Below are 26,004 nucleotides of genomic sequence, written 5' to 3'. Positions count from 1 at the left end.
CGGCGCCGCGCCCACCGGCGCCGGTAGCGCCTGCCCAGCAGCGCCAGGCCCAGGCAGCTCCGGCTCCGGCCCGTCCTGCCCCGGCCGCCCAGCCGGCGGCACGCGATCCGATCGCGGACCTGATCAACGGCGCCGACATCCGGCCGCCGGCTGACATCAAGGGCCAGCGGCGCTAGAGCATTTTCAAGCGAAGTGGCGGCCGGTCCGCGTGAAGAAAATGCTACAGAACAAGACGATTGAGAATGTCCGCGCTTCGGAGAGGCGCGGACATTCTCAGTCCCGCGAGCGCTCATCTTGCCGCGCCTGACCAGCGATTTCTGGGTCTCGGCCTATCTGCGCCAGGCCGCGCATGACGGGCTCGTCGCGGTGCTGCGCCGGCGCGGCGCGCGCGAAGCCGGCGCGATCTTTGTCAAGCTCGACCGATTGGACGGTACCGCGGCGCTCTACGGCCCGGCGCCGCAGGCGCTGGCGGACGAGGCCGGCGCGCGGCGTTTCCAGCTTGTGCTCGATGCCGATCCGCTCGCGATAGAGGATCGGGTCGCGCGCGAGGTCCGCTTCGACAGCGATCTCTGGCTGGTCGAGATCGAGAATCGTGCCGGCGATGCGCGTCTCGACATCGTCGAAAGCTAGCGTTCAGTCGGCGCCGCCACCGAGCCTGCGCCTGACCTCCTGAACGATGCCGCGAACCGGCGCCCGCTCGGCGCTGGGACGGGCCGAGGTGCCGCTGGGGTCCATGGCAGGCTGCAAGACGCCGGAGCGGGAACTGCGCGGCGCGATCCCGCCGATCTGCTGGGCGAGCCGGCGAGCCACCGCCGGCTGCAGCGCCCGCATCAGTTCGACCAGCGCGAAGATGCGCTCGACCGAGCGGGCAGCCTCGTCGCCGAGGCCGATCAGGAAGCGAGTCGCATCCTCCGGAGCCGCACCGCAGCCGATCAGCGCCAAGGCCGCAAGCTGACGGGACGCATCGTTCGCCATCGCCGTCGCGAAGCGCGCATCGCCGCCGAAGGCGTGCGCCAGCGCAGTGAAGGCGTTGCGTCGGTCGGAGAGCGCTGTCGCGATCAGAGCGGAGATCTGCTCGCCGGGGAGCGTCGCCGGGCGTGGCGAAGGCGCCAGCGCCTCACGAGCGGTGGCGGCGTCGATCATGGCGAGGCGCTTTTCCAGGCTCGCCTGCAGGAAGAGCGGCGTCAGCTCCGAGACGGGCAGGTCGGCCCGCGCCAGCAAAGCCGCGCCGAGAGCCGGCGTGCCCACCGCTCGCGGCAGCAGCAGGTCGAGCGCGGCATGTGGCAGCGATGCAGCCCCGTTCGCGACCAATGCCGCGTCGATCTCCGCGCTGCCGCAGCCGGCGAGCGCGATGCTGGCGCTGCTGGTCAGGTCGCGCCGGCCGGCGAGGGCGGTCTTGGCCTCGTCATCGCCTTCGTCCGCGATCTCCTCGATCTCGGTCGCGCTGAGCGGCATGTCATGCTTGATCAGCGCAGCCAGCACCTCGCCCCCACGGTTGCGCAAGGCAGCAAGCGCCTCGCGCGGAGCATGCGGCCAGCTTGCCAGCTTGCGGGCGAGGATCGTCGCCGTCGCCTCGTCGACCACCGGGATCAGGGCCTCGGCCATGGCGCGGAAGGCGTCCATGTCCTCCGGAGGCGGGCAGGGCGTCGCCAGGAGCAGATCGGTCTTCACCCGCAGCGCGACCTGGCGCAGGTCGAGCCCGCCATCGCTGGCCAGCCTGGCGAGTTCGGCAAGGTCTGTGGCGATGCGGGACGGCATGAGCGATTCTCGTCGGCGAACTGCACTTTTGCGAAACTTATCCCCGATGCGTTAGCACGGCGTTAACCATGATGGCGCTTGATGATCTTGAGGATGGCTGGTGCGGTTTGTGCAGGCGGCCACCCGGCTTCCGCGTGGTTCGCGAATTGGTCACAGGCGCCAGCAAGGGAGGCGCATCATGGCAGACGTCATTCCTTTCGCGCCGCGCAGGCGCTCAACCAGCCAGGGGACCGCAGCGGCGGGCCCGTTCGGCCAGATCCTGTTCTTCACCGGCGTGCGCTACGAGCGCCAGCACGAGCCGGCCGCGAGCAAGCCGCCGCGGCGCCCGCGCCCTGCCGGCCGCGGTGAACGCGAGACACGGCGCAGGCGTCCCGGGTGAGGACTTTCGGTTCACGCTGATTCTGGATCGATCCAAATCAGCGCGTGCCTCGTTTCAGAGTTCGAGTGGGATAAATGCGAAAAACCGGCTCCGACTTTTTCGCATCCCATTCGGTCGCCACGATCGCGGCACTCTGTCTACTGTTCGCCGGCTGCTCGACCACCGGCGATCTCGGCCGGCCCCGCCCCAACATCATCGCCGACAAGATCGCGCCGGCGATCGGCGACTGGAGTGCGCGCTTTCGCGGAGAAGCCTCCTCATGGTCCCACCTGACGGACGACGAGGAGCAACTGCGGGCCCGCGCCTGGCGCCTCGTCCTGCCCGCGCATGAGCGCAGCCATTTCGACCGGGAGGTCTCGAAGCTCGCCCACGCCCGCATCCTGCCGGTCGAGGCGCAATCGAACGATGTCTCCGCCTATTACCGCGCCTTGACCTCGGGCTCGTTCGCCTCGCAGGCCTCGCGCTACAATCGCCTGGGCGAGGACGCCAATGGCGACCGGCTGCTGCTCGGTCAGTTCCGCGCCAACGCCTTGCGCGTCATCAACGCCGACCGTGCGCGCCTGCGTGTCCTCGACGCTTCGCAGCAGGTGCCGCCCGAACAGCGCGATTCGGCCGCCCAGCGCGTCGCCGAGAACGAGGGGCTGATGCTCGGGGTTTGCGAGCGGGCGCGCTTCAGGCTGAAGAGCTATCGCTACTCGCTCGACAATCTGGTTGTCGAAATGCCGTCACGCGAGGCGATCCGGGCCGAGCGTGCCATCATGGGCATGGAGAGCGAGATCGGCCCCACCTGCAACTTGCCGCTGATCGGCGTCTTCGGCGGCAAGGGCGAAGGTGCGCCGCCGCGCGCTCCCGTCGTCTACAAGGGCTGATGGCCTTTCGCCGGACGCGAGCGCTTCGATCGGTCGAAGGCCTCGTCGTCCCGCGTCGCGAAAAGTGGTTCCCATCCCCCGCGCATTGGGTCTAGCCTGCCGATCATGAGCCGGCGATCGGTGGGGGATCGCATGTCAGTGACGCAAATCAGGTTCCCGGCCTCGGCCGCAGCGGAAGCGCCCTCCGATCCGCCCGTCGATCATGGCCATCGCCACGAGGCCGGCGTCATCGCCTCGAGCGTCTATGCCCATGGCGTGCGCGTCGCCGACATCCCGGTCGAGGAAGCGGGGGAATGGTCCCGCAAGGACGGCCATGTCGTCTGGATCGGGCTGTTCGAGCCGGAGGCCGCACTGCTCAAATGCGTGCAGCAGCAGTTCAATCTGCATCCCCTGGCGGTCGAGGACGCGACCAACGCCCATCAGCGGCCGAAGCTCGAGCAATATGGCGACGCGCTCTTCGTCGTCGCCCGGACCGCCCAGATGGCCGACAAGCGCATCGCCTTCGGCGAGACGCACATCTTCGTCGGTCGCGGCTACATCGTCAGCGTCCGCCACGGCGCCTCGAACTCGTACACGTCGGTGCGGCAGCATTGGGAGACCTGCCCGACCTCGCTGGCCAAGGGCGAGGACTTCATCCTTTACGCCATCCTCGATTTCATCGTCGACAACTACATGCCGGTGCTCGAGGCGATCCATGACGAGGTCGAGGAGATCGAGGACAAGGTCCTGGCGACGCCGATGACCCGCAGCGACATCGAGCGCCTCTACATGCTCAGGCGCGACCTCTTGCGTTTGCGAAACGCGGCCGGCCCGCTCGTCGACGTCTGCCAGCGCCTGACCAATGGCAGCGTGCCGCAGGTGCGCCCGACGCTGGCGCCGATGTTCCGCGACGTGACCGACCATGTCCGCACCGTGCAGGAGAAGATCGACAGCCTGCGCGAAGTCCTCGCCTTCGCCTTCGAGGCGAGCCTGCTCGTCGGCCAGAGCCAGGAGAACTCCATCACCAAGCGGCTCGCCTCCTGGGCGGCCATTCTCGCGGTGCCGACAGCGGTCGCCGGCATCTACGGCATGAACTTCAAGAACATGCCGGAGCTGGAGATGCATTACGGCTACTACATCGTCCTCGGCTTCATCGTCACCGCCTGCCTGACGCTCTTTTGGCGCTTCAAGCGCAATGGCTGGCTCTAGCGCATTTTCGAGCGAAGTGGATACCGGTTCGCGCGAAGAAAATACATTAAAACAAAAGCTTGGCTAATCCGCCAGCCCGCAGGCGACGCCGGTCGCCTGCGCTTCCGCCTCGCTGCGGTCGAAGGCGCGGCGGACCACCACCCGGGCGACGACGAGCCCCTGCAGCGATGGCGAGACCACCCGCAGTTCCCGCGAGGTCTCGCCCTCCTCGTCATTGGCTAGCCGCTCGTCGAGCTGCTCCCGCGTCATCACCACGAATTCGAGCACGCCGCGGATCGCGGCCCGGTCGGTGATGGCATAGGCGACGCCGCCGCCACGGCGATGGACGGTGAGGCCGAGCGGCAGCGAGCCGGTGTGGGCTATGACGCGCAGCGGCCCGGCCGAAAGATCGTAGCTGCAGACTGCGGCGACGCTGTTGGGATCGCCGTCGAGGATCGCCGGCAAACCTGCAGGTGGCGGTGTCACCAGCTCGGCGCGGCCGTTGGCACCGAGCGCGGCATAGACCGTGGCCGCATCATGCGTGGCCAGGGCCGGGATGCGCAGCACGGTGACGATGTGGACGATGCCGGCGAGGAACAGGCCGGCCAGGGTCAGCAGCGCGAACCGCAGCAGGCCGCTGCCCAGCCGCGACAGAAATCGGTGAGGCGCATCCGCGCGGGTAGCCGGGGGGCGCTTCGCGGCCGGCACGGCCCGGCTGTCGTCGATCGCGCTCACCGGCAGTCGATCCTGGTGATGCGGGGGAGGGTGTCCGGCCGCAGCTCGCCGGCATGGCTCGAGATCGGCGTGTCGTAGAGGCGCAGGCGCAGGTGGAAGCGCCCTCCCGCCGGCAGGGGCAGCCAATTGCCGGTCTCGGGCGTCGTCGCCAGCACGATGCGCATGCCGCCGCGCTCGCCGCGGACGATCTCGGCATCGGTGAAGCTTTCGCGCTCGATCGGCAGCTGCAGGGGCCGGCCCCGCGGGTCGGCGACGCCGAGCGACCAGCCGCGCGCCGGCGGTGTCGCCCCGCTGACCAGATAGCGGCAGCGCGCATCGAGCGCCTGCCCGGCGTCGTCTTGCCCGGCGATCAGCTCCAGCCCCTCGCCGGCGCCGAGCGGGAGGTGCACGCCGCGGGCCAGATAGGCCCGCATATAGGGATCGATGTCGCGCGCGCCGCTGTTCGGCCAGCTGGTCCAGGCGCCGACCTGGGCACGGCCGACCCAAGGCCGCTCCGCCACTGCATAGCGGGCGGAGGTCAGGCCGAGGCCGGCTCCAAGCGCGATCACATAGGCCAGCGGGAGGACGCGCATGGAACGATCCGGATCCGCATGGATGGCAGTCAGCGTATGGCGGTGAGGCCGGACGCGGCCTCACGGGCTCCGACCTGCACGGCAGCGCGGGCCGTCCGCGGCGTCTCGACCGCCTTGAACATCGCGCCGACAGAGGAGAGCACCTCGAAGGACTTGCGCGGCATATGCCCGGCGCCGGCGCCTGCCGCGGCGGCCGGGTCGGTCGCCTTGGCAACTGCCGCCTTGGCGTCACCCGGCTGCGGCGCCACGCCGGGCATCGGCTTCAGCTCGATGCCTTGGTGCGCGAACGCCATGATCTCCTTCCAGGTCATCGCCGGCAGCGAGCCGCCGGTCATGTTGGCGGTCTCGGACGAATCGTCGTTGCCGAACCAGACCGCGCCGACCAAGTTGCCGGTGTAGCCGACATACCAGGCGTCCTTATAGCCATTGGTCGTGCCGGTCTTGCCGGCGCTGACGACGCCGTCGAGCGCGGCACGCCGGCCGGTGCCCGCGGTCGGCACGGTCGAGAGCATCTGGTTCATCTCGTAGGCGACCTGCGTGCTCAGCACCTGCGCCGGCGGCGGCTCGTCGCGGTCATGGCGATAGATCTCCTCGCCCGCCGAGTTGCGGATGTCGAAGGCGGCATAGGGCCTGGCCCGCTTGCCGCCATTGGCGAACACGGCATAGCCGGCGGCCTGCTCGATCACGGTGACCTCGCCGGCGCCGATCGGCAGGGAGACCGTATCGGTCAGCGGCGTGGTCAGGCCCATGGCCCGGCAGGTCTCGACGATCTTCATCCGGCCGATGCGGGCGGCGCGGGCCTCGTGCGTCTCGCCGGTCGCCTTGCCGATCGCGATCGACATCTGCACCGGGATCGTGTTGATCGACTTCGCCAGTGCCACCGTCAGCGGCATCGAGCCGGCATAGGAGCGCCCGTAATTGTTCGGGCACCAGTTGCCGATGCAGACCGGCCGGTCGGTGACGATCGTGGTCGGCTTGTAGAGCCCGGCGCTCATCGCCGCCGCATAGACGTAAGGTTTGAAGGACGAGCCGGGCTGCCGCAGGCTCGACGTCGCCCGGTTGAACTGGCTCGCGCCATAATCGCGCCCGCCGACGATCGCACGCACCGCCCCGTCCGGATCCATGATCACCGTCGCCGCCTGCCGGGCGCGGTAGGCCGGGCCATGCTGGCGCAGGATCGATTCGACCGCCTCGTCCGCGCGCTTCTGGATCGCCGGATCATGCGGGGTCTTGACCGTCAGCACCCGCTCGGGACCGAGCTTGCCGTCGTCCGCCAGCTTGCGGATTTCGTCGAAGGCCCAGTCGAGATAGTAGTCCGGGCTGGCATCGCGCTTGCGGTCGATCGGCGTCGCAGGATTGCGCCGGGCGGAGTCGACCTGTCCCGCGGTCATGAAGCCGGCATCGACCATGGCGTTCAGCACGTCGCTGGCGCGCGCCCGCGCCGCCGGCAGGTTGACGTGCGGCGCGAACTTGGTCGGCGCCTTGAACAGGCCGGCAAGCATCGCCGCCTCCGCCAGCGTCACGTTCTTCACCGACTTGCCAAAATAGTATTCGGCCGCAGCCGCGACGCCGAAGGTGCCGCCGCCCATATAGGCGCGGTCGAGATAGAGCTTCAGGATCTCGTTCTTGGTCAGCCGGTATTCCAGCCAGAGCGAGAGGAAGGCTTCCTTGATCTTGCGGTCGAGCGAACGCTCGTTGTTGAGGAACAGGTTCTTGGCCAATTGCTGGGTCAGCGAGGAGCCGCCCTGGACCACGCCCGAGGCGCGGGCGTTGACGGTGATCGCCCGGAAGGTGCCGATCACGTCGATGCCGAAATGGTCGTAGAAGCGCCGATCCTCGGTCGCCAGCACGGCCTTGAGCAGGTGATCGGGGAATTCCTCGAGCTTCAGCGAATCATCGTGGCGGGCGCCGCGATGGCCGATCTCGGAGCCGTAGCGATCGAGGAAGGTGACGGCGAAGACCTGGTTCTTCAGCGCCTCCTCGCGACCTTCGCGGAACGCGGGGATCGCCAGCATCAGCATCACGATCGCACCGGCGATGCCGACGTTGAGCCCCTCGCTGGCGAATTCGGCAGCGAGGCGCTTCGGGCCGCTGACGGTCAGACGGTCGGTGACGCTGCGGATGCGTTCATAGATCTCGCCGGCGCGGTGGCCGGCCGCATAGAGCGAGGCGTCAATCCACGAGTCGGCGCTCAGCGCGAGGCGCTTGAGACGGGTCGTCCAGCTCGCTTTCCGGAACTCGATCACGGTCGTGCGGCATCCTAAGCCTGCCGCGGGGGCGCGTCCGCGGTGTCCCGGACCGGCCGACGAAGGCCAAGCCCGGTCTCAGAAGGTAAGGGCTCGCGGCTCCGAACGGAAGTATGCGAAGGTGGGGTTGCCCGACAAAAAGAAGCTGGGGTTACCCCGCAATCAGCCCTTCGTCGCCAGCACTGCAAAGCGCGTGGAGGAGGCGAGGCGAAGCGCATCGTGCAGGGCGGCGTTGCGCTGCTGCGCCCTGACCACCTGTGCGTAGTCGGCAGCCTCGATTCGGGCGAAGCCGGCCTGGCGCAGCATCGTGCCCAGCCGCTCGAAGCTCAGCCCGTCGCGAAAGAAGAAGCGCTTGGTGATCGAGTCGAAAGCGTCGCGATCGGCTGCGTGCGGAGCAGCGCCGGCGCGCTCGCGCAGGAAGGTCGCGGCTCGGTTCAGCATCTGCTGCAGCCATGAGCGGTTGATCCAGTCGCCATCGATGACGAGCAGCTTGCCGCCGGGCTTGAGCACCCTGAACCATTCGGCGAAGGCCGCTTCCGGATCGGTCAGCGTCCAGACCAGATGGCGCGTCACCAGCGCGTCATAGGTCCCGTCGTCGTCGAGCAGCCGCTCGGCGTCGCCGGCGAGGATACGGGCCCTGTCGCCATGCTTGGCGCGGGCGCGGGCCAGCATCTCCTCGGAGAAGTCGAGTGCCGTGACGTTGTGGCCGAGCGACAGCAGGGCGCGCGTGATCTCGCCGGTGCCGCAGGCGAGATCGAGGACCTCGCGCGGCTCAGCGCCGAAGGATTGCCGCAGCAGCGACTGGAAGGCGGCGAGCTCGGCGTCCGACTTGATGGCGTGGCCGACTTGGCTGTCGAACGTGGCGGCCCGGCCTGACCAATAGGTCCGGATCTCCTCCTTGAGGGAGTAGTTGGCGCCAGGAGTGGGAAGGCCGGAGGAAAGGCTGCTGTCTGACATCGGCGGGTCGCCAGGTTGAACTGAGAGGGGGTTATTCTGCTGCCTAGGCGGGAGCAAGCGGTGTCTCGCCGCGGCTGTGCCTGCGGGCCGAGCCGTGGACGACGATGAAGGGCGTCTCGCCTTCGTTCGCCTCGACCCGCGCGACGACGCCGTAGACCTCTTCGAGCAAAGCCGGCGTGATGATCTCGCGCGGGGCGCCGAAGGCGGCGAGCCGCCCTTGCGACAGCACCATCACCTTGTCGGCGATGCGCAGCGCCTGGTTGAGGTCGTGGATCGCGATCAGCACGCAGATCTGCCGCTCGCGCGCCAGCCGGCCGACGAGGCTCAGCACCTCGAACTGGCGGTGCAGGTCGAGCGCGCTGGTCGGCTCGTCGAGCAGCATGATCTCGGGCCGGCGCACCAATGTCTGGGCGATCGAGACGAGCTGGCGCTGGCCGCCCGAGAGCTCGCCGAGGCCGCGGAAGGCGAGGTCGGCGATGTCGAGCGCGTGCAGGGCTTCGTCGATCGCGGCAAGCTCGTCGTCGCCGACGCCCCAGGAGCCGCCCTGCTTGCGGGCGAGCAGGATCGATTCGTAGACGGTCAGCACCGCGTTCACCGCCGTGTCTTGCGGCAGGTAGCAGGGCGTCTTGCCGGTCGTGCTTTCGACCTGGACCTTGCCGGCACCCGGGATCAGCCCGGCGATGCGGCGGAACAGGCTCGACTTGCCGGCGGCGTTGGGGCCGATCACGGCGACGACCTCGCCACCGGCCATGGTCGGCGTGGTGATCCCGTCGAGGATCCGGCGCTTGCCATAGGCGACGCCGACATCGCTGAGCGTCAGGCGCTTCACCATGAACGCCTCCGGCTGGTCAGGATCAGGCTGAAGAAGAAGGGCACGCCGACCAGCGCGGTGACGATGCTGATCGGGAAGATCAGCCCGGGGATCAGCGACTTCGAGACCACCGACGAGGCGGAGAGCACGGCAGCGCCCGCCAGCGCGGATGCCGGCATGAAGAAGCGCTGGTCCTCGCCGATCACCATGCGGGCGATATGCGGGCCGACCAGCCCGATGAAGCCGATGGTGCCGACGAAGGCGACCGGCACCGCCGCGAGCAGCGCGACGAGCAGCATGGTCTCCAGCCGCAGATAGCGCACGTCGATGCCGAAGCTCGCCGCCTTCTCGTCACCGAGACGCAGGGTCGTCAGCGCCCAGGCCCGGCGCGCGAACAGCGGGACGCAGATCAGCAGCACGGCCGAGGTGATGGCGAGCTTGTGCCAGTTCGCCTTGGTCAGCGAGCCCATCATCCAGAACACGACGGCCCCGAGCGCCTGCTCGGAAGCAAAAAACTGCAGCAGTGCCAGCAGCGCATTGAAGGTGAAGACCAGCGCAATGCCGAGCAGCACCACCGTCTCGGTAGTGACGCCGCGGCGCTGGCTGAGCAGATGGATCAGCAAGGAAGCCCCCATCGCCATGATGAAGGCGTTGAGCGGCACGACATAGTCGATCGCGAGCGGCACGATCGAGACGCCGAAGACCAGCGCGAGCGCCGCCCCGAAGCTCGCCGCGGCCGAGATGCCGAGCGTGAAAGGGCTGGCGAGCGGGTTGTTCAGCACGGTCTGCATCTGCGCGCCGGCGATGGCGAGCGCGGCGCCGGTGACGACCGCCATCAGCGCGACCGGCAGGCGGATGTCCCAGATCACCACCCGGACGGCGGCCGGTGCGGTGGAGGGCGAGAGCAGCGCATTGACCACCTCGCTCACGCTGTAGCGGGCCGGGCCGAGCATCAGGTCGACGATCAGGCAGGCCAGCAGCACGGCGGCGAAGCCGGCGAGGATCAGCTTGCGGCGCAGCGCCAGCGCCCGATAGGCATCTCTCCCTTGGGCCGTGCTCCGCGACGCCTCTGCCGGCGTCGTCACACCATCGTCCGCGCTGGCGGGAGCCAGGCTCATTTGCCCGCCTCGAGCGAGACCCACAGGCCGGGCTCATAGGGCAGCGGCAGGAAGCGCTCGTGCAGCAGCTTCATCGTCGCGCCCGGATCGACGTCCTTGAACAGCTCCGGGTGCAGCCATTTCGCGATCTCCTGGATCGCCACGAACTGGTAGGGGCTGTTGTAGAACTGGTGCCAGATGCCGTGGACGCGGCCGTTCTTGACGGCGGCGGTCTGGGTGAAGGCCGGGCGCTTCATCAGATTGGTCAGTTTGCGGCGCGCCTCCGTCATGTCGGCGCCGTAGCCGAGGCCGACCCAGTTGCCGCCCGGGACATAGCCGTCCCAATTGCTCCCGGTGACGATCACGACATCGGGATTGGAGGCGACGATCTGCTCGGCATTGACCGTGCCGAAGGTGCCGGGGATCAGCGGCGTCGCCAGGTTCCGGCCGCCAGCGAAGTCGACCATCTTGCCGAAATTCTCGTTGCCGAAGGACATGCAGCAATCGTCGGAGTAGCCGCCGGCGCGCTCGACCATCACGAGCGGGCGCTTCAGGTCCTTGGCAGCGGCGAGGCGGTCGGTCACGACCTTGATCTGCTCAGCGCGGAACTTGATGAAGTCTTCCGCCACCTGCTCCTTGCCGAAGAGCTTGCCGATCAGGCGCATCGACGGCTCGGTGTGCTCGAACGGCTTCTCGCGGAAGTCGACATAGACGACGGGGATGCCGACCGAGGCGAGCTTCTCGACGAGCTTGGCCTCGTCGCTCGCGATCTTCGCCTCGATGTTGAGGAAGAGCACGTCGGGCTTGAGCGCGATCGCCTGCTCGACGTCGAAGGCGCCTTCCTTCATGCCGCCGAAGGTCGGCAGCTTGGCGATCTCGGGATAGCGCTTGGCATAGGCGCGGAAGGTCTCGGGATCGGCCTTGCCGAGATCGTCGCGCCAGCCGACGACGCGCTTGAACGGCTCGTCCTTGTCAAGCGCGCCGACGAAGTACATCTGCCGGCCTTCGCCGAGGATGATCCGCTTGACCGGCGCCTCGACCTCGACCTTGCGGCCGACGATGTCGGTGACGGTGACCTTCTCGGCCAGCGCGGGAAGGGCCGCCGCGGCCAGGCCCGCGGTGATGGTAAGAGCGCGTAGCAGATGTCGGCGGTTCAGCATTGTCGAACTCGGAAACGAGGGAATTCTTCCCCCCGTTAGGCCGATCCGAGTATTCGGTCAATTTTCATAGATTATAACTTTTCTAAGTATAGATTAGAATTGATGTAATGAGGGGCGACCGCTAAGGGTCGCCTTTGCGGCCGGGGCCAGTTCCGATCGCCGATGTCCGATTGCGGACGATCACCTCCAGGGTGCATAAGCGGCCATGGCCGACGCAATGACCGACAGCATGCCCTTCTGGCGCAGCAAGACGCTCGACGAGATGACGCAGGCGGAGTGGGAATCGCTCTGCGACGGCTGCGGCCGCTGCTGCCTGGTCAAGCTCGAGGACGAGGATAGCGGCAAGATCCACGCCACCGATATCGGCTGCCGCCTGTTCGATGCCGCGACCTGCCGCTGTCATGACTACGCCAACCGCTCGAAGACGGTGCCCGATTGCGTCACGCTGACGCCGGAGGCGGTGCGCACCTTGCCGTGGCTGCCGCCGACCTGCGCCTATCGTCTGCTTGGCGAGGGCAGGGATCTGCCTTGGTGGCATCCGCTCGTCTCCGGCGATCCCGAGACGGTCGTCGCTGCGGGCGTGTCGGTCCGCGGGAAGGTGCACGCCAACGAGGACGAGGTCGCCGAGGAGGAGATCGTCGAGCGTATCGTCGCCTGGCCGCTGCGCTGGCCTAAGGCGGCGCGCGGGCCACGGTAAGAGCACGCCGGGCTCGAGCTTGCAGCGTCACGGTCAAAGTCTTACTCTTACGTGTAAGAGTAAGGAATGTTGCTATGCGGATCACGTCAAAGGGCCAGGTGACCATTCCTGCCGACATCCGTGAACGGGCCGGTCTCCTGCCCGAGACCGAGGTGGATTTCGAATTCGACGGCAAGGTCGTCCGGATTATGCCGGCTGCGGCGCGCCGCAAGACGGGGCGCGGTGACAGGCTCGTCGCGCATCTGCGCCGCAGCAAGGGTGATATCGCCATGACGACCGATGAGATCATGGCGCTGACGCGCGAGCCCGAATGAGCGCAGTCCTCGTCGACAGCAATGTCCTGCTTGACGTTCTGACGCAGGACACGCGCTGGGGCGCCTGGTCGGCGCGAGTCTTGTCCGAGGCTGCCGATCGGCAGCGGCTTGTGATCAACGCGATGGTCTATGCCGAAATCTCGGTTCACTATTCGCGGATCGAGGATCTCGATGAGGCCCTCCCGACGACGATGCTGGAGCGGGAGCCAATTCCGTTTGCCGCTGCGTTTCTGGCCGGCAAGTGCTTCCTAGCTTACAAGCGCCGAGGCGGCGTGAAGCAATCGCCGCTCCCCGATTTCTTCATCGGCGCGCATGCGGCGGTGGCCGGATACACGCTGATCACGCGCGATGCGTCCCGCTACCGGACCTATTTCCCTGGGTTGTCGCTGATCGCTCCGGATACAGCACCGCAAAAGTGAGGCGTCTGTGAGACGTGGCGGAGCCTGTTCTACCTGAACCGTAAATTCTCGCGCGAGAGCTGGTCGAGACTGGTGACGCCCATCAGCTTCATGCTGCGCTCGACTTCCGTCTTGAGCTGGCCGAGCGCGCGTTCGACGCCCGGCTGGCCTGCCGCCGCGAGCGGGTAGAGGTAGTAGCGCCCGATGCCGACTGCCTTGGCGCCGAGCGACAGGGCCTTCAGCACATGCGTGCCGCGCTGGATGCCGCCATCCATGATCACGTCGATCTTGTCGCCGACAGCGTCGACGATCTCGGCGAGCTGGTCGAAGGCGGCGCGGGAACCGTCGAGCTGCCGGCCGCCATGGTTGGAGAGGATGATGCCGGTGCAGCCGATCTCTACTGCGCGCTTCGCATCGGCGACGGACATGATGCCCTTGAGGCAGAACTGCCCCGACCACAGCTTGACCATCTCGGCGACGTCGCCCCAGGTCATCGCCGGGTCGAGCATTTCGGTGAAATAGCGGCTGATCGACATTGCGCCGCCGCCCATGTCGACGTGGCTGTCGAGCTGCGGCAGGCTGAATTTCTCGTGGGTGAGGTAGTTCAGCGCCCATTGCGGCTTGATCGCGAACTGGGTGATGCCGGCGAGGTTGAGCCGGAACGGGATCGAGAACCCGGTCCGCAGGTCGCGCTCGCGATTGCCGCCGGTGATGCTGTCGACGGTCAGCATCATCACGTTGACGCCGGCGCTCTTGGCGCGCTCCATCATCGCCCGGTTCAGGCCGCGGTCCTTGTGGAAGTAGAACTGGTAGACCTGCGGGCCGCTATGGGCCTTGCGCAGTTCCTCGAGGCTGATCGTGCCGAGCGAGGATACGCCGAACATGGTGCCATAGCGCGCGGCCGCGGCGGCGACGGCACGCTCGCCCTGATGATGGAAGAGGCGCTGCAGGGCTGTCGGCGAGCAGTAGAACGGCACGGCGAGCTTCTGGCCCATCACGGTGACGGAGGTGTCGAGGCTGCTCACGCCGCGCAGGACATTCGGAACGAGGTCGCAGCGCTCGAAGCTCTCTGAGTTGCGCCGCAGCGTGACCTCGTCATCGGCGCCCCCATCGATGTAGTTGAAGATCGGGCCCGGCAGCCGCTTCCTGGCGAGGGTACGGAAGTCGTGGAAGTTGTGACAGGCGTTCAGGCGCATCGTTGGCTTCGGTGTCGTTCTGGCTCGGCGAGTGTGGCGCTGGCGACCATCGGATCGGCGGCGGTCGTCGCTGCTCGAAAGGCGGGGACGGTACCCTATCGCGCGGCGCTGACCTTGGCCATATTGCGCGACCGGTCGCCAGGCCGCCCAGAATTGACGGTTGGGTGGCCTGGCTCCGCGGCATGATCATTGATTGTTCATCCGGTTTTCGGCATGACCACCCCCGCACCCGGTGCGCTGCAACAAGCGGGCACCGCAAATGCGAAACCAGGCGTACCCGCCGGCGTTGATGTCGGCGACAACGTTGGGAAAGGCAGGCTATGGCAGGGCAGAAGTGGGTCTACACCTTCGGCGACGGCAAGGCCGAAGGCGAGGCGGGCATGAAGAACCTGCTCGGCGGCAAGGGCGCGAACCTGGCCGAGATGAGCAACCTGGGGCTTCCGGTGCCTCCGGGCTTCACCATCACCACGCAGGTCTGCACCTGGTATTACGACAACGGCAAGAGCTTTCCGGCCGAGCTCGACGGGCAGGTCAAGGACGCGCTCGCCGGCATGGCCAAGCTCACCGGCAAGACCTTTGGTGACCCGGCCAATCCGCTGCTGGTCTCGGTCCGCTCCGGCGCCCGCGCCTCGATGCCGGGCATGATGGACACGGTCCTCAATCTCGGCCTCAACGACGTCACGGTCGAGGCGGTGGCCAAGGCCTCGGGCGATGCCCGCTTCGCCTATGACAGCTATCGCCGCTTCATCACCATGTACTCGAACGTCGTGCTCGACATCGACCACGGCCATTTCGAGGAGGCGCTCGAAGACTACAAGGAGCGCAAGGGCCTGCATCTCGACACCGATCTCTCGGCCGACGACTGGAAGGTTCTGGTCGGCAAGTACAAGGAGATCGTAAAGAAGGAGCTCGGCTCCGACTTCCCGCAGGATCCGCAGCAGCAGCTCTGGGGCGCAGTCGGCGCCGTCTTCTCGTCCTGGATGAACGCCCGCGCCATCAAGTATCGCGAGCTCAACAGCATCCCGGCCTCCTGGGGCACGGCGGTCAACGTCCAGTCGATGGTCTTCGGCAATATGGGCGAGACCTCGGCGACCGGCGTCGCCTTCACCCGCAACCCCTCGACCGGCGAGAACGCGCTCTATGGCGAGTTCCTGATCAACGCCCAGGGCGAGGACGTCGTCGCCGGCATCCGCACGCCGCAGGATATCACCGAGGCGGCAAAGCTCGCCGCCAAATCCGACAAGCCTTCGATGGAGAAGGCGATGCCGGAGGCTTATGCCGAGCTCTGCCGCATCTACGGCATCCTCGAAAAGCACTATCGCGACATGCAGGACATGGAGTTCACCATCCAGGAGGGCAAGCTCTGGATGCTGCAGACCCGCTCCGGCAAGCGCACCGCCAAGGCGGCGCTCAAGATCGCAGTCGATCTCGCCCGCGAGGGCCTGATCACCGAGAATGAAGCGGTCGGCCGCGTCGAGCCCGGCGCGCTCGACCAGCTCCTGCATCCCACGATCGACACCAAGGCTGAGCGGCGCGTGCTGACCGCCGGCCTGCCGGCCTCGCCCGGCGCCGCCGCCGGCGAGATCGTCTTCACCTCCGAGGCGGCCGAGGCCGGCAAGAAGGCGGGCAAGAAGGTCATTCTCGTCCGCGTCGAGACGTCGCCGGAGGACATTCACGGCATGCACGCCGCCGAAGGTATCCTGACCACGCGCGGCGGCATGACCTCGCATGCGGCGGTCGTGGCGCGTGGCATGGGTAAGCCCTGCGTCTCCGGCGCCGGCCAGATCCGCGTCGACTACGCCAAGGGCACGATGACCGTCGGTCCGACCACGCTGAAAGCCGGCGACTTCGTCACCATCGACGGCAGCAACGGCCAGGTGCTGCTCGGCGAGGTCAAGATGCAGCAGCCCGAGCTCTCCGGCGACTTCCGGACGCTGATGGGCTGGGCCGACAAGGTGCGCCGCCTGAAAATCCGCGCCAATGCCGAGACGCCGCGCGACGCCAAGGCGGCCCGCGAATTCGGCGCCGAGGGCATCGGCCTTTGCCGCACCGAGCACATGTTCTTCGATGCCGGCCGCATCCTTGCCGTCCGCGAGATGATCCTGGCCGAGGACGAGAAGGGTCGCCGCGTCGCTCTTGCCAAGCTCCTGCCGATGCAGCGCCAGGACTTCGTCGAGCTCTTCGCCATCATGCAGGGCCTGCCGGTCACGATCCGCCTGCTCGATCCGCCGCTGCACGAGTTCCTGCCGCATACCGACGAGGAGATCGCAGAGGTCGCGGCGGCGATGGGCACGACCGCCGACAAGCTGAAGCGCCGGGCTACCGAGCTCCACGAGTTCAACCCGATGCTCGGCTTCCGCGGCGTGCGCCTCGCGGTCGCCTATCCCGAGATCGCCGAGATGCAGGCGCGGGCGATCTTCGAGGCGGCCGTGATCGCCGCCAAAGAGACCGGCCATCCCGTCATCCCGGAGGTCATGGTGCCGCTCGTCATGGGCGCGCCCGAGCTCGACCTGGTCAAGAGCCGGATCGACGCGATGGCGGAGGCCGTGAAAAAGGAGAGCGGCACGGAGTTCACCTATCAGGTCGGCACCATGATCGAACTGCCGCGCGCCGCGCTGCGGGCGGAGGAGATCGCGGGGAGTGCCGAGTTCTTCTCCTTCGGCACCAACGACCTGACGCAGACCACGCTCGGCATCAGCCGCGACGACGCCGGCTCCTTCCTTGGCTCCTATACGGCGCGCGGCCTGCTCGAATCCGATCCCTTCGTGACGATCGACCAGGACGGCGTTGGCGAGCTGGTCAGGATCGCCGTAGAGCGCGGCCGCAAGACGCGTCCGAACATCAAGCTCGGCATCTGCGGCGAGCACGGCGGCGACCCCGCCTCGATCGGCTTCTGCGAGAGCGTCGGGCTGGATTATGTCTCCTGCTCGCCCTTCCGCGTGCCGATCGCGCGCCTCGCTGCCGCGCAGGCGGCGCTGGGGGCGATCAAGGCCAAGGACGCGTGAGGCAGCAGGTGCGGGAAACAAGCCGTCATGCTCGCTCTTGTGGCGAGCATCCACGTCTTGAACACCGCGCTCGACCGGCGAAGACGTGGATGGTCGGGACAAGCCCGACCATGACGAGGTGGCCGTGACCGTGAACCTCACCACCATCGGCTTCGATGCCGACGACACGCTCTGGCAGAACGAGCAGTTCTTCCGGCTGACGGAAGACCGCTTCGTCGCGCTGCTCGGCGAGCATGGCGAAGCGGCCGAGATCTCCGGCAAGCTGCTCGAGGCCGAGAAGCGCAACCTTGCCTTCTACGGGTTCGGCATCAAGGGCTTTACCCTCTCGATGATCGAGACAGCGCTCGAGATCACCCGCGGCCAGGTTCCACCGGCGGTGATCGGTGAAATTCTCGCCGCCGGCCGCGAGATGCTGGCCCATCCGGTCGAGACCCTGCCGCATGCGCAGGAGACGCTCGCTAGTCTCGCAGGCCGCTACCGGCTGGTGCTGATCACCAAGGGCGATCTCTTCGACCAGGAGCGCAAGCTGGCCCAGTCCGGCCTCGGCGACTTCTTCGACGCGGTTGAAATCGTCAGCGACAAGAGCGCCGCGACCTATGAGAAGCTCTTCGCCCGCCATGGCGACGGGCCGGTGCGGTCGATGATGGTCGGCAACTCGCTGAAGTCGGATATCGTGCCGGCGCTCGCCGCCGGCGCCTGGGCCGCGCATGTGCCGCATGAGCTGACCTGGGCGCTGGAGCATGCCGAGGAGCCGGCAGGCGAGGTCCGTTTCCGCAAGCTGTCCGATCTCGGCGGGCTGGTCGATCTGGTGCACGAGATCGGCTGAAGGCGGGGCTTTGGCCGGCAAACTGGACCGACCTTGCAATTTGTGCTAGGTCCACCGATGTAAGACGAGATGCGGCCGGTTCTGGCCAATCCTCCGCGCGGGTATTCCGACCGGCGGGCCACTTCAGATCCACCACACGTCGATACAAGACCATGGCAAGGCGTCCGCGCGTCCGGTCATGGGTTCCACGAATACGCGGATCTGAAGTGCAAGGATTAGTCCCGCTATGAACAAGGGCACCGTCAAGTGGTTCAACGCCACCAAGGGCTACGGCTTCATCACCCCTGAGGCCGGCGGCCCCGATATTTTCGTCCACATCAGCGCCGTCGAGCGCGCCGGCCTGCGCGAGCTGCGCGAAGGCCAGGTCGTCTCCTACGAGCTGATCGCCGATCGCAAGACCGGCAAGTCCTCGGCTGGCAACCTCGTCGCCAACTGAAGACACCTATCGGGCGGGCCATCAGCGTCCGCCCGTTTTCAAGACGCGAGCCTCAAGGCTCGCGACACACGACATCCTCCGGCGCAGTGGCTAGCGGTTCGCCGGGCGGAAAGAGACCATGCGTAGACCGAGACGGCATGTCGAGGCGCTTCCGTTCACCACGTGCGCCCCATTTCGTTCGGCTCAGAAAGACCTGATTTGACCAAATTTACCGACCTCGGCCTGGCCGAGCCGCTTCTCAAAGCGCTCGCCGCCGAAGGTTATGAGACGCCGACGCCGATCCAGGCGCAGGCGATCCCTTCGATTCGCGATGGCCGTGACCTGCTCGGAGCCGCTCAGACCGGCACCGGCAAGACCGCCGCTTTCTCCCTGCCGATGCTGCACCGCCTGCTCAACCAGCCGCGGCGCATGCAGCCGCGTTCGGTGCGCGCCTTGATCCTGTCGCCGACGCGTGAGCTCGCCGCCCAGATCGAGGCCAGCATCCGCACCTACGCCCAGTTCACCTCGCTGAAGTCGACGGTGATCTTCGGTGGCGTGCCGGTCGGCAAGCAGATCCGCGCGCTCGGCCAGCATGTCGACATCCTCGTCGCGACCCCTGGCCGCCTGCTCGACCTCGTCGACCAGCGCGCGGTCTCGCTGCGCGAGATCGAGTTCCTGGTGCTGGACGAAGCCGACCAGATGCTCGACCTCGGCTTCATCCACGCGCTGCGCAAGATCGCGACGCTGATCCCGAAGCAGCGCCAGACCCTGCTGTTCTCGGCGACCATGCCGAAGGCGATCCGTGAGATCGCCTCCGCCTACCTGACCGATCCGGTCGAGGTCGCGGTCGCGCCGGTCGCGACCACAGCCGAGAAGATCGACCAGCGCGTCATCTTCACCGAAGCCGGCCAGAAGCCGGCCTTGCTGGCGAAGACCCTGAGCGTTCCGGAGATGGAACGCGCCATCGTCTTCACCCGCACCAAGCACGGTGCCGACAAGGTCGTGCGCCAGCTCGAGCAGGCCGGCATCGCGTCCGCCGCGATCCATGGCAACAAGAGCCAGGGCCAGCGCGAGCGGGCGCTGGGCGCCTTCCGCGACGGCGAGCTGCGCATCCTGGTCGCGACCGACATCGCGGCGCGCGGCATCGATGTCGACGGCATCAGCCATGTCGTCAATTTCGACCTGCCGAACGTGCCCGAGACCTATGTCCACCGCATCGGCCGCACTGCGCGCGCCGGCGCCTCGGGTCTCGCCATCGCCTTCTGCACGCCGGAAGAGCGCGGCGATCTCGCCGCGATCGAGAAGCTGACCAAGATCGCGCTCACCCCGGTCGGCGACGTGCCGCATTGGGATGGCCGCACCCCGAAGAAGCCGCCGCAGAACCGTGGTGGCCGCGGGCAGGGGCGTCCGCAGAACGGACAGCAGCCGGGTCAAGGTCAGCGCCGCGACGGCCGGAGCGCTCAGGGCCGCAATGGCCAGCGCACCGAGCAGGGCGAGCGTCAGGACCCGCGCCGCGAGCAGTCCCGCCCGAGCCAGCCGCGCCAGCAGCAGGCACGTCCGGAGCAGCAGCGTCATGAGCGTCCGGCCCAACGCCAGGATGGGGGCGGCGGGCGAAAAGACGCGGCTTCCGGCAAGGAAGGACTTGGCGGCGTCGCGTTCTTGCAGCAAAGAACGGGACAACGACGCACCGGCGGCGGCGGGCGGCGCCCGAACTGACAGGCGCCGTAACCGCTGGGGCCCGGCCTAGCTGGCCTGGCCCCGCGCCGAGGACAAGACGAAGGATCAGCGAATGGCGAAAGAAGAACTGCTCGAATTCGACGGCACCGTGGTCGAGGTGCTTCCGGACGGCAACTACCGGGTCAAGCTCGACAATGACCACGTCATCCTGGCCTATGCGGCCGGCAAGATGAAGAAGAACCGCATCCGCACCATCGCCGGCGACCGCGTGGTCGTCGAGATGTCGCCTTACGATCTCGATCGTGGCCGGATCAACTTCCGCCAGAAGACCGCCAGCCCCGGCCCGATGCCGCCGCGGCCGCAGAACTTCCGCCGGCGCTGAGCTTACGATGCGTTTCAGCCGGCCCGAGCAATTCTTCGCCGCGGCCGGCATCGGCCTTGGCGCGCTCGCCTCGCTTGCGGTCAACACCGGCTGGATCGCCAGAGGGGGAACCTTCCCGCCCTTCGTCTATGTGCTGCTGGCGCTCGCTTTGGTCGAGGTCGTCGCCGGCTTCGTGACGAAGCAGCCGCCCGGCACCTTGTTCTCCATGCCGGCCCGCATCCTGGCCTTCGCCCTCGGCATCGGCGTGCTGATCCTGCTGACTGGCGGGTTGGCCTGAGCGTCGGCGACCTTTCAATCTCGACATTGATCCATTTGCGTCATGCTCGCCCCTGGGGCGAGCATCCATGTCTTGAACGCCGGATGCGATCGAGAACGCGAAGACGTGGATGGTCGGCACAAGCCCGACCATGACGGATGAGGGCGACTCGCCCGCCTCTTCAGCGTTGATGCCAAACAAGAAAAAAGCCCCGGCCGAAGCCGGGGCGTGAGGTGTTTTTACGTGGTGACAGGTACTACGAAGAAAACTTGGAAAACTCAGTAGCCGCCCTTGGCCCAATGCTGCGAGCCGGGGCTGACCAGGACCTGACGCTGCCGCGTCGCATACTCGGCCGGCACGGTCTGGTGCTCGACCCGCGACGCGCTGACCATGACGCGGCGGCTGCGCTGGCCATAGACGGCCGGGATTACGTCGTAGTCGACCGAGGCCGGAGACACTTCCACCGTGCGCTGCTGATAGCCGTATTGCGCGGGGACATGCACCCAGCAGCCGGTGGTCTGGCCGTAGGCGTCGCGGCTGACTTCCCAGCGCTTGGTCGCCGGCGAGATCAGGACCTTCTCTGAGACGGTCCGGTACTGGGCCGGGATATGGCGGGCGACGCGGCGTTCCGGCTGGATCACGACCTGCTCGGTGACGGTGTCGTACTGCGCCGGGACGACCCGCGAGAAGGTGCGCTCGGGGCGCACGACATAGCTTTCGTCGACGGTGCCGTAGACCGGCGGGGTCGAAACCAGCTTGTAGCAGGAGCCGCTGCCGCAAGTGCTGACCGGCGCCCGGTAGCAGGAGGAACTGGTGCAGCCGCCGGCAAGCGCCGGAGCGGCGAGGCCCATGAGCGCCGTGGTGGCGAGAGCCGAAAGCGAAAGAAGCCTGAACGTCATAGCTGAGCCCAACCCTGCGTTGCGCAACGCTGCCGCTGCGTCGTTGGGATGAGTAAGCCTGAGACGATCTATGAAGACAAGGTTAACTGCAAAACAAGGTAAAATTAACTAATTCTGCCCGAGCGGAAGCGGTCTCGTCATGACTGCCGCGTCCGGTACGCTGTCCAGTATTCAAGGGTTTCGGTGCGGGCCGGCGTAGCAGCCGGCCAGCACCGCCGGCCTTGTCTGGAAGCAGCTTTGCGGTCGGCTGTCAGTCGATGGCACCGCGCTTCATGCCGAAGCCTTCGATATAGCAGCTGCAGGACGAATTGGCCGGAGCCGGCCGGGCCGCGCAGGAGCCGCGCGAGGTTACGCAGGTGTCGCCGAAGCGCTGGCGATAGGGCCGCTCATAGCCGTAGCGCGGGCGGTCGTAGCCATAGGGCGGCGGCGGCCGATCGTAATCATAGCGCGGCGGCGGCGGCCGGTAGGGATCGTAATACTGGGCGTTCGCGCTGGTCGCGGACGAGATGGCCGCTCCGACGAGGGCCGCGATGGCGAGGGTCTTGAACATCATGGCGTTCTCCGGGCTTCCCCAGGCCGGGCTGGGACAGTTGACCATCGGCAGGATAGGATCGACTCGATGAACGCGGGCTGAGCGACGTCAGCGCCCCAGTGCCTCGAGGCTTGCGTCGATCGTTACGCACAGCCCCGCCGGGTTCCAGTCATATCGCACCTCCAGGCCTCGATGAGCTCTGATGGTGCGTTCGATCATGGTCGAGCCAAAGCCACTGCGCTTGGGCTGCGCCTCGATCGCCGGGCCACCCGCTTCGCGCCAGCAAATTCGGCCAGCACGTTCGTCGCGATCCACCGTGACAGTCACCATCCCGGTCTGCGATGACAACGCCCCGTACTTCACCGCGTTCGTCGCCAACTCATGGACGATGAGGGCGATGCAGGTCGCTGCTTGCGGGCCGATCGGGCCGTCCTTGCCGTCTATCCGGACCCGTTCGCCGGCCCCCTCCCGATAGGGCGCGAGCAGCCGGGAAAGCAGGTCGATGAGGCCGCCCTCGGCATCGGTCCTGCTGCGGCCGACGAAGGCGTGGGCCCGGTGCAGTGCCGCCAGTCTCTCTTCGATCCTGGCGGCAAAAGCGCGACTCTCTGGCTCGGAGCGAGCCGCCATCCTGACGAGGCTGCTGACCACCGCGAAGATATTTGCGATCCGGTGCGAGAGTTCGCGGGCGACGAGTTCGTATTGCTCCTCAGCCTGCTTGCGCGCCGTGACGTCGATATGAGCGCCCTGGAGCAGCAATGCCGCACCATCGGCATCGCGTTCGATCTCCGCCTTGGCGAGGATCCAGCGAATCTGCCCATCGCTCGGCCTGATGATGCGGTACTCGACCTCGTAATCGGTCGCGTGACCGCGAACGGTCTCGAGAAAATGGCCAAGCACGCGGTCCCGGTCATCGGGGTGGATACGCTGGACCCAGGCCTCGTGCGTCTCGTGAACCGCCTCGGGCGGCAGGCCGTGGACGACGAGGTATTCGGGCGAGCGGGTGTTGCGGAACCGGCCGCCGCGCAGGTCGACCGTCAAGCCGCCGATCTGTCCGATCTTCTGGACGCGGGCAAGTTCGGCCTCGCGGGCCGCAAGTCGCAGTTGAGCGTCCGACGACGCATCCCGATCCATGCCAGACGCCTCTGCCCGCCGTTCCGCGCAGAACTAAGGCAGAGACGCCGTGGATGCAAAGTCATTTGACAGGATCGGCCGGCGGCCGCGCTGCTTCGGCTGCCGGCCTTCATGCTCGCCGCCCAACAGTCCTCGACGTGCCGAACCAGCGCCGGGTGCCCGTCAACAAGAAAACCCCGCAGGCGCTAGCCTGCGGGGTCTGCGCAAACCCGCTTTACAGCGAGCCGTTCGCAATGCCGGTCATTGCCAGGTTTGGCGGCCATACCAGTCGTCGACATCGGTCCGGACCTTGTCCTTCTCGATCCCGTAGCGTTCCTGGATCTTCCCCTCCAGCTGGTCGCGCTTGCCGGCGATGACATCGAGATCGTCGTCAGTCAGCTTGCCCCACTGCTCCTTGACCTTGCCCTTGAGCTGCTTCCAGTTTCCTTCGACGCGGTTCCAGTCCATGGGACTCTCCTCGTGATCGTGATGGGTATGCTTAAGGAACGCGCGGGCGGCGGAATGGTTCGGCACAAAAAGCCGTTTCAGCGGCAAATGCCGGGCTTGCGATCGCCTGGAAGATTTCCGCAATTCTTCGGATCGCGGAAATCTTCCAGGTCCTGATTTTATCGCATTTTCATCACGTGAACCGGTGCCCACTTCGCCCGAAAATGCTCCAGGAGCGATCCCCGCCACGAGCGGCCAGGTGTGCGCGTAGGCGCGGCGCCACCCAGTCCAGGAAGGCGCGGACTTTCAGGCTGCGCAGGCCTCCTTCCGCATAGGCGAGGCTGACGGGCAGCGGCGCCGAGGCCGGGATCAGTCCCGGCCCCGGCGCAGCAAAAAATCGGCAAGCCGCTAAAATGCGAGCAAAATCCGTATCGGTCGGCCAAGGGCTTGCAGGTTAGGGAGGAGCATCACAGCCCAGAACAGGCCATGACGTACTCAGCGCAAGACATCACCAACGCCCTCCTGCGGATCAAGGAGGATGGCTTCGTCCTCGACAACGACGCCTTCGGCTATGCCGCGATCAGATGGGACGCCCGCCGGCTGAAGCGCGACCTGCGCGAGGCCGGTTATGCCGGCCCCGAGCTGGCTCAAGGCCGGATGATGAACGAGGGTGAGTCGATCTGCTGGCTCTACAACCCCGACGCCGTCACCAAGGACAGCGTCGATCGCCTCGCTGCGGCGCGGCACTCGGCGCTCTACGGCGAATAGGCGCTCGGGGTGATCGAGCCCCGCCAGTGCAAGCACCGACGGCGCCACTCTCCCTCACTGACGAGCGTCGCCGGCGCCTATCGTCCCCGCTGTTTGCAGCCGGGCGTCGCGGCTTCCTGTTCGAATGCGTCCGCTTGCCCTTCATAGGCGCTCGCCATGGCGGCCAGGCGAGCTGCGCCCTCGCTGTCCCGGGCCGTGTCGGCCCAGCGGCGGCACATCAGCGCCTTGACGCGCAGGGCCTGAGCCTGCCGAACTCTGTCGTGGTCCATGGCGGCGCTCCAACACACCAGATCACCCTGCAGCTTGCGGCCGTCAGAGACGAAAGCGCTTCGATCGCGGGAGTGATCACGCGAGCCCGAACAGCTTGAGACAGATTACTGTCCAAGCAGGCTTTTGGATGCACAGGCCGAAATCAAAAACGCCTCGATCTGCCGTGACGCAGCTGTTCGTCGTCTTTGACGTCACCTTACTATTTGATCGGCAAAGTGCTACGGCATGTTATTGGCAGCGTTAATGGCAGGAGCCAGAAACGACAGGCCGCGAATATTAAGCATGTTTCCTGGCTGGAACTCCGAAGAGTACCGTATCGCTATAAATCCTACGCGGCGAAGGGGCTGCCAGTCGCTCAAGCGAATAGGTCCCGCGCTTGCGGCTTGGAGATCGTCGATATCAGATGAATGAGGGCGCTCGAGCACTCGGAATGATAGTCAACGATTGCCGTGTCGGACAGTTGGGCAATGCGTCGACTTGTGAAACGAACAATCACATGGCACTAGCGGGTGTTAGGCGGGATTAAGTGGGATTAGGCGGGATCAGCCGGAAAGGCGCGGCTGTCTAAAGGCTTAGGCGGCCCCGGGTGGCCAGGAGGCCAGAAGTCCCGAAAGCCAGAGCGAACAATCAAATGGCACCGGGAGGCGGCCGCGGCGCCACGAAACCGGCCAAAGGCGCCCAAAAGGCCGGATCTCGGCGTCCGAACTGTTACGTTTTGGTCCCAACCGAGCCGGCAGCGTAACAGTTCCGAAAAGTGACGCAGAATCAAGGCGATGGCGCATGAGCGGCTGCCAGCGCGCGCGACGTTAACTGTTACGGCGGTCGGCCGTCTTCAACCGCTCTTCAAGCTCGGCCCGTACAGCGCGCCGCCCGGAAACTTCACCGGTTCCGGAATACCCACGTCCTGCGGCGCCGGCCGCTGGCCGCACTTTTTGCAGACCAGGCGCTTGTGGAGCTGGTCGAGACGATCACCGTTGAGAACGCCGCGAAGCAGCCGCCACGGGACATGATGGGTGACCCTGCAGGTCGTGCATCTGACCTCGAGGCGCTCGTGCCCGGCG

Annotated in this window: 29 protein-coding genes; 14 read left to right on the top strand and 15 right to left on the bottom strand. The window is 66.8% G+C overall.

Annotated elements, in window-relative coordinates:
• Positions 1 to 294 precede the first annotated feature (294 nt).
• Complete coding sequence (locus CXY91_RS29920; protein ID WP_091831639.1) at positions 295 to 630, top strand: DUF1491 family protein; 336 nt, start codon at positions 295 to 297, stop codon at positions 628 to 630.
• Between the two features lie 3 nt (positions 631 to 633).
• Here CXY91_RS29920 and CXY91_RS29915 read toward each other — a convergent pair whose 3' ends face one another.
• On the bottom strand, positions 634 to 1,758 hold the full coding sequence (locus CXY91_RS29915) for a hypothetical protein (RefSeq protein ID WP_100965572.1): 1,125 nt from the start codon (positions 1,756 to 1,758) through the stop codon (positions 634 to 636).
• Between the two features lie 178 nt (positions 1,759 to 1,936).
• Here CXY91_RS29915 and CXY91_RS29910 point away from each other — a divergent pair, with 178 nt between their 5' ends.
• The 3 genes from CXY91_RS29910 to corA all read left to right on the top strand — a co-directional run bounded on the left by CXY91_RS29910 (position 1,937) and on the right by corA (position 4,194).
• Entirely contained in the window at positions 1,937 to 2,137 is a 201-nt protein-coding gene (locus tag CXY91_RS29910) for a hypothetical protein (RefSeq protein WP_100965571.1), read from the top strand.
• 74 nt (positions 2,138 to 2,211) lie between these two features.
• Entirely contained in the window at positions 2,212 to 3,006 is a 795-nt protein-coding gene (locus CXY91_RS29905) for a hypothetical protein (protein WP_100965570.1), read from the top strand.
• A gap of 132 nt (positions 3,007 to 3,138) precedes the next feature.
• Positions 3,139 to 4,194, top strand: coding sequence for a magnesium/cobalt transporter CorA (corA, locus tag CXY91_RS29900; RefSeq protein WP_091831630.1), 1,056 nt, complete (start codon positions 3,139 to 3,141; stop codon positions 4,192 to 4,194).
• A 63-nt stretch (positions 4,195 to 4,257) separates the two neighbouring features.
• Here corA and CXY91_RS29895 read toward each other — a convergent pair whose 3' ends face one another.
• From CXY91_RS29895 to CXY91_RS29865, 7 genes are all read right to left on the bottom strand, one after another.
• A complete protein-coding gene (locus CXY91_RS29895) occupies positions 4,258 to 4,908 on the bottom strand; it encodes a DUF1254 domain-containing protein (RefSeq protein WP_100965569.1) in 651 nt (216 codons plus the stop codon).
• Positions 4,905 to 5,480 (bottom strand): DUF1214 domain-containing protein, encoded by a 576-nt coding sequence (locus tag CXY91_RS29890; protein WP_100965568.1) that lies wholly within the window; start codon positions 5,478 to 5,480, stop codon positions 4,905 to 4,907. Before CXY91_RS29890 ends, CXY91_RS29895 begins: the two co-directional genes overlap by 4 nt.
• Before the next feature lie 29 nt (positions 5,481 to 5,509).
• The gene (locus CXY91_RS29885) at positions 5,510 to 7,726 is read right to left on the bottom strand and encodes a transglycosylase domain-containing protein (protein ID WP_100965567.1); all 2,217 of its coding nucleotides are present in this window, start codon (positions 7,724 to 7,726) and stop codon (positions 5,510 to 5,512) included.
• Positions 7,727 to 7,888: 162 nt separating this feature from the next.
• Entirely contained in the window at positions 7,889 to 8,683 is a 795-nt protein-coding gene (locus CXY91_RS29880) for a class I SAM-dependent methyltransferase (RefSeq protein ID WP_100965566.1), read from the bottom strand.
• Between the two features lie 43 nt (positions 8,684 to 8,726).
• Positions 8,727 to 9,512, bottom strand: a complete 786-nt coding sequence (locus CXY91_RS29875) for an ABC transporter ATP-binding protein (protein WP_465246898.1) — start codon at positions 9,510 to 9,512, stop codon at positions 8,727 to 8,729.
• A complete protein-coding gene (locus CXY91_RS29870; protein WP_100965564.1) occupies positions 9,509 to 10,612 on the bottom strand; it encodes a FecCD family ABC transporter permease in 1,104 nt (367 codons plus the stop codon). Before CXY91_RS29870 ends, CXY91_RS29875 begins: the two co-directional genes overlap by 4 nt.
• Positions 10,609 to 11,751, bottom strand: a complete 1,143-nt coding sequence (locus CXY91_RS29865; RefSeq protein WP_100965563.1) for an ABC transporter substrate-binding protein — start codon at positions 11,749 to 11,751, stop codon at positions 10,609 to 10,611. Before CXY91_RS29865 ends, CXY91_RS29870 begins: the two co-directional genes overlap by 4 nt.
• A gap of 205 nt (positions 11,752 to 11,956) precedes the next feature.
• Between CXY91_RS29865 and CXY91_RS29860 the strand changes: the two genes are divergently transcribed.
• From CXY91_RS29860 to CXY91_RS29850, 3 genes are all read left to right on the top strand, one after another.
• Entirely contained in the window at positions 11,957 to 12,448 is a 492-nt protein-coding gene (locus CXY91_RS29860; protein ID WP_248307689.1) for a YcgN family cysteine cluster protein, read from the top strand.
• A 74-nt stretch (positions 12,449 to 12,522) separates the two neighbouring features.
• Positions 12,523 to 12,762 (top strand): AbrB/MazE/SpoVT family DNA-binding domain-containing protein, encoded by a 240-nt coding sequence (locus CXY91_RS29855; protein WP_091831614.1) that lies wholly within the window; start codon positions 12,523 to 12,525, stop codon positions 12,760 to 12,762.
• Positions 12,759 to 13,181: a type II toxin-antitoxin system VapC family toxin gene (locus CXY91_RS29850; RefSeq protein WP_100965562.1), complete on the top strand. Its 423-nt coding sequence runs from the start codon at positions 12,759 to 12,761 to the stop codon at positions 13,179 to 13,181. The genes CXY91_RS29855 and CXY91_RS29850 overlap by 4 nt, the downstream gene beginning before the upstream one ends.
• A gap of 29 nt (positions 13,182 to 13,210) precedes the next feature.
• Here the strand turns inward: CXY91_RS29850 and CXY91_RS29845 are convergent, their stop codons facing one another.
• A complete protein-coding gene (locus tag CXY91_RS29845) occupies positions 13,211 to 14,356 on the bottom strand; it encodes an alpha-hydroxy acid oxidase (protein ID WP_100965561.1) in 1,146 nt (381 codons plus the stop codon).
• 320 nt (positions 14,357 to 14,676) lie between these two features.
• On the opposite strand from CXY91_RS29845, the gene ppdK reads away from it, so the two are divergent.
• The 6 genes from ppdK (at position 14,677) to CXY91_RS29815 (ending at position 20,938) form a co-directional block, all read left to right on the top strand.
• A complete protein-coding gene (gene ppdK, locus CXY91_RS29840) occupies positions 14,677 to 17,361 on the top strand; it encodes a pyruvate, phosphate dikinase (protein ID WP_100965560.1) in 2,685 nt (894 codons plus the stop codon).
• An 85-nt stretch (positions 17,362 to 17,446) separates the two neighbouring features.
• Positions 17,447 to 18,187, top strand: a complete 741-nt coding sequence (locus CXY91_RS29835) for an HAD family hydrolase (protein WP_248307688.1) — start codon at positions 17,447 to 17,449, stop codon at positions 18,185 to 18,187.
• A 226-nt stretch (positions 18,188 to 18,413) separates the two neighbouring features.
• Entirely contained in the window at positions 18,414 to 18,623 is a 210-nt protein-coding gene (locus tag CXY91_RS29830; RefSeq protein ID WP_091831606.1) for a cold-shock protein, read from the top strand.
• Between the two features lie 198 nt (positions 18,624 to 18,821).
• Positions 18,822 to 20,318: a DEAD/DEAH box helicase gene (locus CXY91_RS29825; RefSeq protein WP_100965559.1), complete on the top strand. Its 1,497-nt coding sequence runs from the start codon at positions 18,822 to 18,824 to the stop codon at positions 20,316 to 20,318.
• A gap of 73 nt (positions 20,319 to 20,391) precedes the next feature.
• Positions 20,392 to 20,661, top strand: coding sequence for a translation initiation factor IF-1 (gene infA, locus CXY91_RS29820; RefSeq protein ID WP_057187732.1), 270 nt, complete (start codon positions 20,392 to 20,394; stop codon positions 20,659 to 20,661).
• Between the two features lie 7 nt (positions 20,662 to 20,668).
• Positions 20,669 to 20,938, top strand: coding sequence for a hypothetical protein (locus CXY91_RS29815; protein WP_100965558.1), 270 nt, complete (start codon positions 20,669 to 20,671; stop codon positions 20,936 to 20,938).
• Positions 20,939 to 21,195: 257 nt separating this feature from the next.
• Here CXY91_RS29815 and CXY91_RS29810 read toward each other — a convergent pair whose 3' ends face one another.
• From CXY91_RS29810 to CXY91_RS29795, 4 genes are all read right to left on the bottom strand, one after another.
• Entirely contained in the window at positions 21,196 to 21,816 is a 621-nt protein-coding gene (locus CXY91_RS29810) for a hypothetical protein (RefSeq protein ID WP_100965557.1), read from the bottom strand.
• A gap of 250 nt (positions 21,817 to 22,066) precedes the next feature.
• Complete coding sequence (locus CXY91_RS29805; protein WP_244543742.1) at positions 22,067 to 22,369, bottom strand: hypothetical protein; 303 nt, start codon at positions 22,367 to 22,369, stop codon at positions 22,067 to 22,069.
• An 87-nt stretch (positions 22,370 to 22,456) separates the two neighbouring features.
• Positions 22,457 to 23,479, bottom strand: coding sequence for a sensor histidine kinase (locus tag CXY91_RS31210; RefSeq protein WP_100965556.1), 1,023 nt, complete (start codon positions 23,477 to 23,479; stop codon positions 22,457 to 22,459).
• 240 nt (positions 23,480 to 23,719) lie between these two features.
• The gene (locus CXY91_RS29795; protein WP_091831595.1) at positions 23,720 to 23,926 is read right to left on the bottom strand and encodes a CsbD family protein; all 207 of its coding nucleotides are present in this window, start codon (positions 23,924 to 23,926) and stop codon (positions 23,720 to 23,722) included.
• Positions 23,927 to 24,391: 465 nt separating this feature from the next.
• On the opposite strand from CXY91_RS29795, the gene CXY91_RS29790 reads away from it, so the two are divergent.
• Positions 24,392 to 24,673 carry a hypothetical protein gene (locus CXY91_RS29790; protein ID WP_100965555.1) on the top strand — a complete coding sequence of 94 codons (282 nt, stop codon included), beginning with the start codon at positions 24,392 to 24,394 and terminating at the stop codon, positions 24,671 to 24,673.
• A gap of 77 nt (positions 24,674 to 24,750) precedes the next feature.
• On the opposite strand, the gene CXY91_RS29785 is transcribed toward CXY91_RS29790, so the two are convergent.
• Together CXY91_RS29785 and CXY91_RS30745 are read right to left on the bottom strand one after the other, a co-directional pair.
• Positions 24,751 to 24,942: a hypothetical protein gene (locus CXY91_RS29785; protein WP_100965554.1), complete on the bottom strand. Its 192-nt coding sequence runs from the start codon at positions 24,940 to 24,942 to the stop codon at positions 24,751 to 24,753.
• Between the two features lie 833 nt (positions 24,943 to 25,775).
• The coding region (locus tag CXY91_RS30745) for a hypothetical protein (protein WP_210202615.1) at positions 25,776 to 26,004 on the bottom strand (229 nt) is incomplete at its 5' end.

The sequence above is a fragment of the Allobosea sp. FBZP-16 genome (assembly GCF_002831785.1).
GTDB classification, from domain to species: Bacteria; Pseudomonadota; Alphaproteobacteria; order Rhizobiales; family Beijerinckiaceae; genus Allobosea; species Allobosea lupini.
This window is presented reverse-complemented; position numbering and strand designations above follow the sequence as displayed.

Bases quoted from the DNA above. Each gene is read 5' to 3' on its own strand.
- CXY91_RS29915 (WP_100965572.1), bottom strand. From the start codon at position 1,758: ATGCCGTCCCGCATCGCCACAGACCTTGCCGAACTCGCCAGGCTGGCC.
- CXY91_RS29910 (WP_100965571.1), top strand. From the start codon at position 1,937: ATGGCAGACGTCATTCCTTTCGCGCCGCGCAGGCGCTCAACCAGCCAG.
- CXY91_RS29905 (WP_100965570.1), top strand. From the start codon at position 2,212: ATGCGAAAAACCGGCTCCGACTTTTTCGCATCCCATTCGGTCGCCACG.
- corA (WP_091831630.1), top strand. From the start codon at position 3,139: ATGTCAGTGACGCAAATCAGGTTCCCGGCCTCGGCCGCAGCGGAAGCG.
- CXY91_RS29890 (WP_100965568.1), bottom strand. From the start codon at position 5,480: ATGCGCGTCCTCCCGCTGGCCTATGTGATCGCGCTTGGAGCCGGCCTC.
- CXY91_RS29880 (WP_100965566.1), bottom strand. From the start codon at position 8,683: ATGTCAGACAGCAGCCTTTCCTCCGGCCTTCCCACTCCTGGCGCCAAC.
- CXY91_RS29870 (WP_100965564.1), bottom strand. From the start codon at position 10,612: ATGAGCCTGGCTCCCGCCAGCGCGGACGATGGTGTGACGACGCCGGCA.
- CXY91_RS29865 (WP_100965563.1), bottom strand. From the start codon at position 11,751: ATGCTGAACCGCCGACATCTGCTACGCGCTCTTACCATCACCGCGGGC.
- CXY91_RS29860 (WP_248307689.1), top strand. From the start codon at position 11,957: ATGGCCGACGCAATGACCGACAGCATGCCCTTCTGGCGCAGCAAGACG.
- CXY91_RS29855 (WP_091831614.1), top strand. From the start codon at position 12,523: ATGCGGATCACGTCAAAGGGCCAGGTGACCATTCCTGCCGACATCCGT.
- CXY91_RS29850 (WP_100965562.1), top strand. From the start codon at position 12,759: ATGAGCGCAGTCCTCGTCGACAGCAATGTCCTGCTTGACGTTCTGACG.
- CXY91_RS29845 (WP_100965561.1), bottom strand. From the start codon at position 14,356: ATGCGCCTGAACGCCTGTCACAACTTCCACGACTTCCGTACCCTCGCC.
- ppdK (WP_100965560.1), top strand. From the start codon at position 14,677: ATGGCAGGGCAGAAGTGGGTCTACACCTTCGGCGACGGCAAGGCCGAA.
- CXY91_RS29830 (WP_091831606.1), top strand. From the start codon at position 18,414: ATGAACAAGGGCACCGTCAAGTGGTTCAACGCCACCAAGGGCTACGGC.
- infA (WP_057187732.1), top strand. From the start codon at position 20,392: ATGGCGAAAGAAGAACTGCTCGAATTCGACGGCACCGTGGTCGAGGTG.
- CXY91_RS29815 (WP_100965558.1), top strand. From the start codon at position 20,669: ATGCGTTTCAGCCGGCCCGAGCAATTCTTCGCCGCGGCCGGCATCGGC.
- CXY91_RS29810 (WP_100965557.1), bottom strand. From the start codon at position 21,816: ATGACGTTCAGGCTTCTTTCGCTTTCGGCTCTCGCCACCACGGCGCTC.
- CXY91_RS29805 (WP_244543742.1), bottom strand. From the start codon at position 22,369: ATGATGTTCAAGACCCTCGCCATCGCGGCCCTCGTCGGAGCGGCCATC.
- CXY91_RS31210 (WP_100965556.1), bottom strand. From the start codon at position 23,479: ATGGATCGGGATGCGTCGTCGGACGCTCAACTGCGACTTGCGGCCCGC.
- CXY91_RS29795 (WP_091831595.1), bottom strand. From the start codon at position 23,926: ATGGACTGGAACCGCGTCGAAGGAAACTGGAAGCAGCTCAAGGGCAAG.
- CXY91_RS29790 (WP_100965555.1), top strand. From the start codon at position 24,392: ATGACGTACTCAGCGCAAGACATCACCAACGCCCTCCTGCGGATCAAG.
- CXY91_RS29785 (WP_100965554.1), bottom strand. From the start codon at position 24,942: ATGGACCACGACAGAGTTCGGCAGGCTCAGGCCCTGCGCGTCAAGGCG.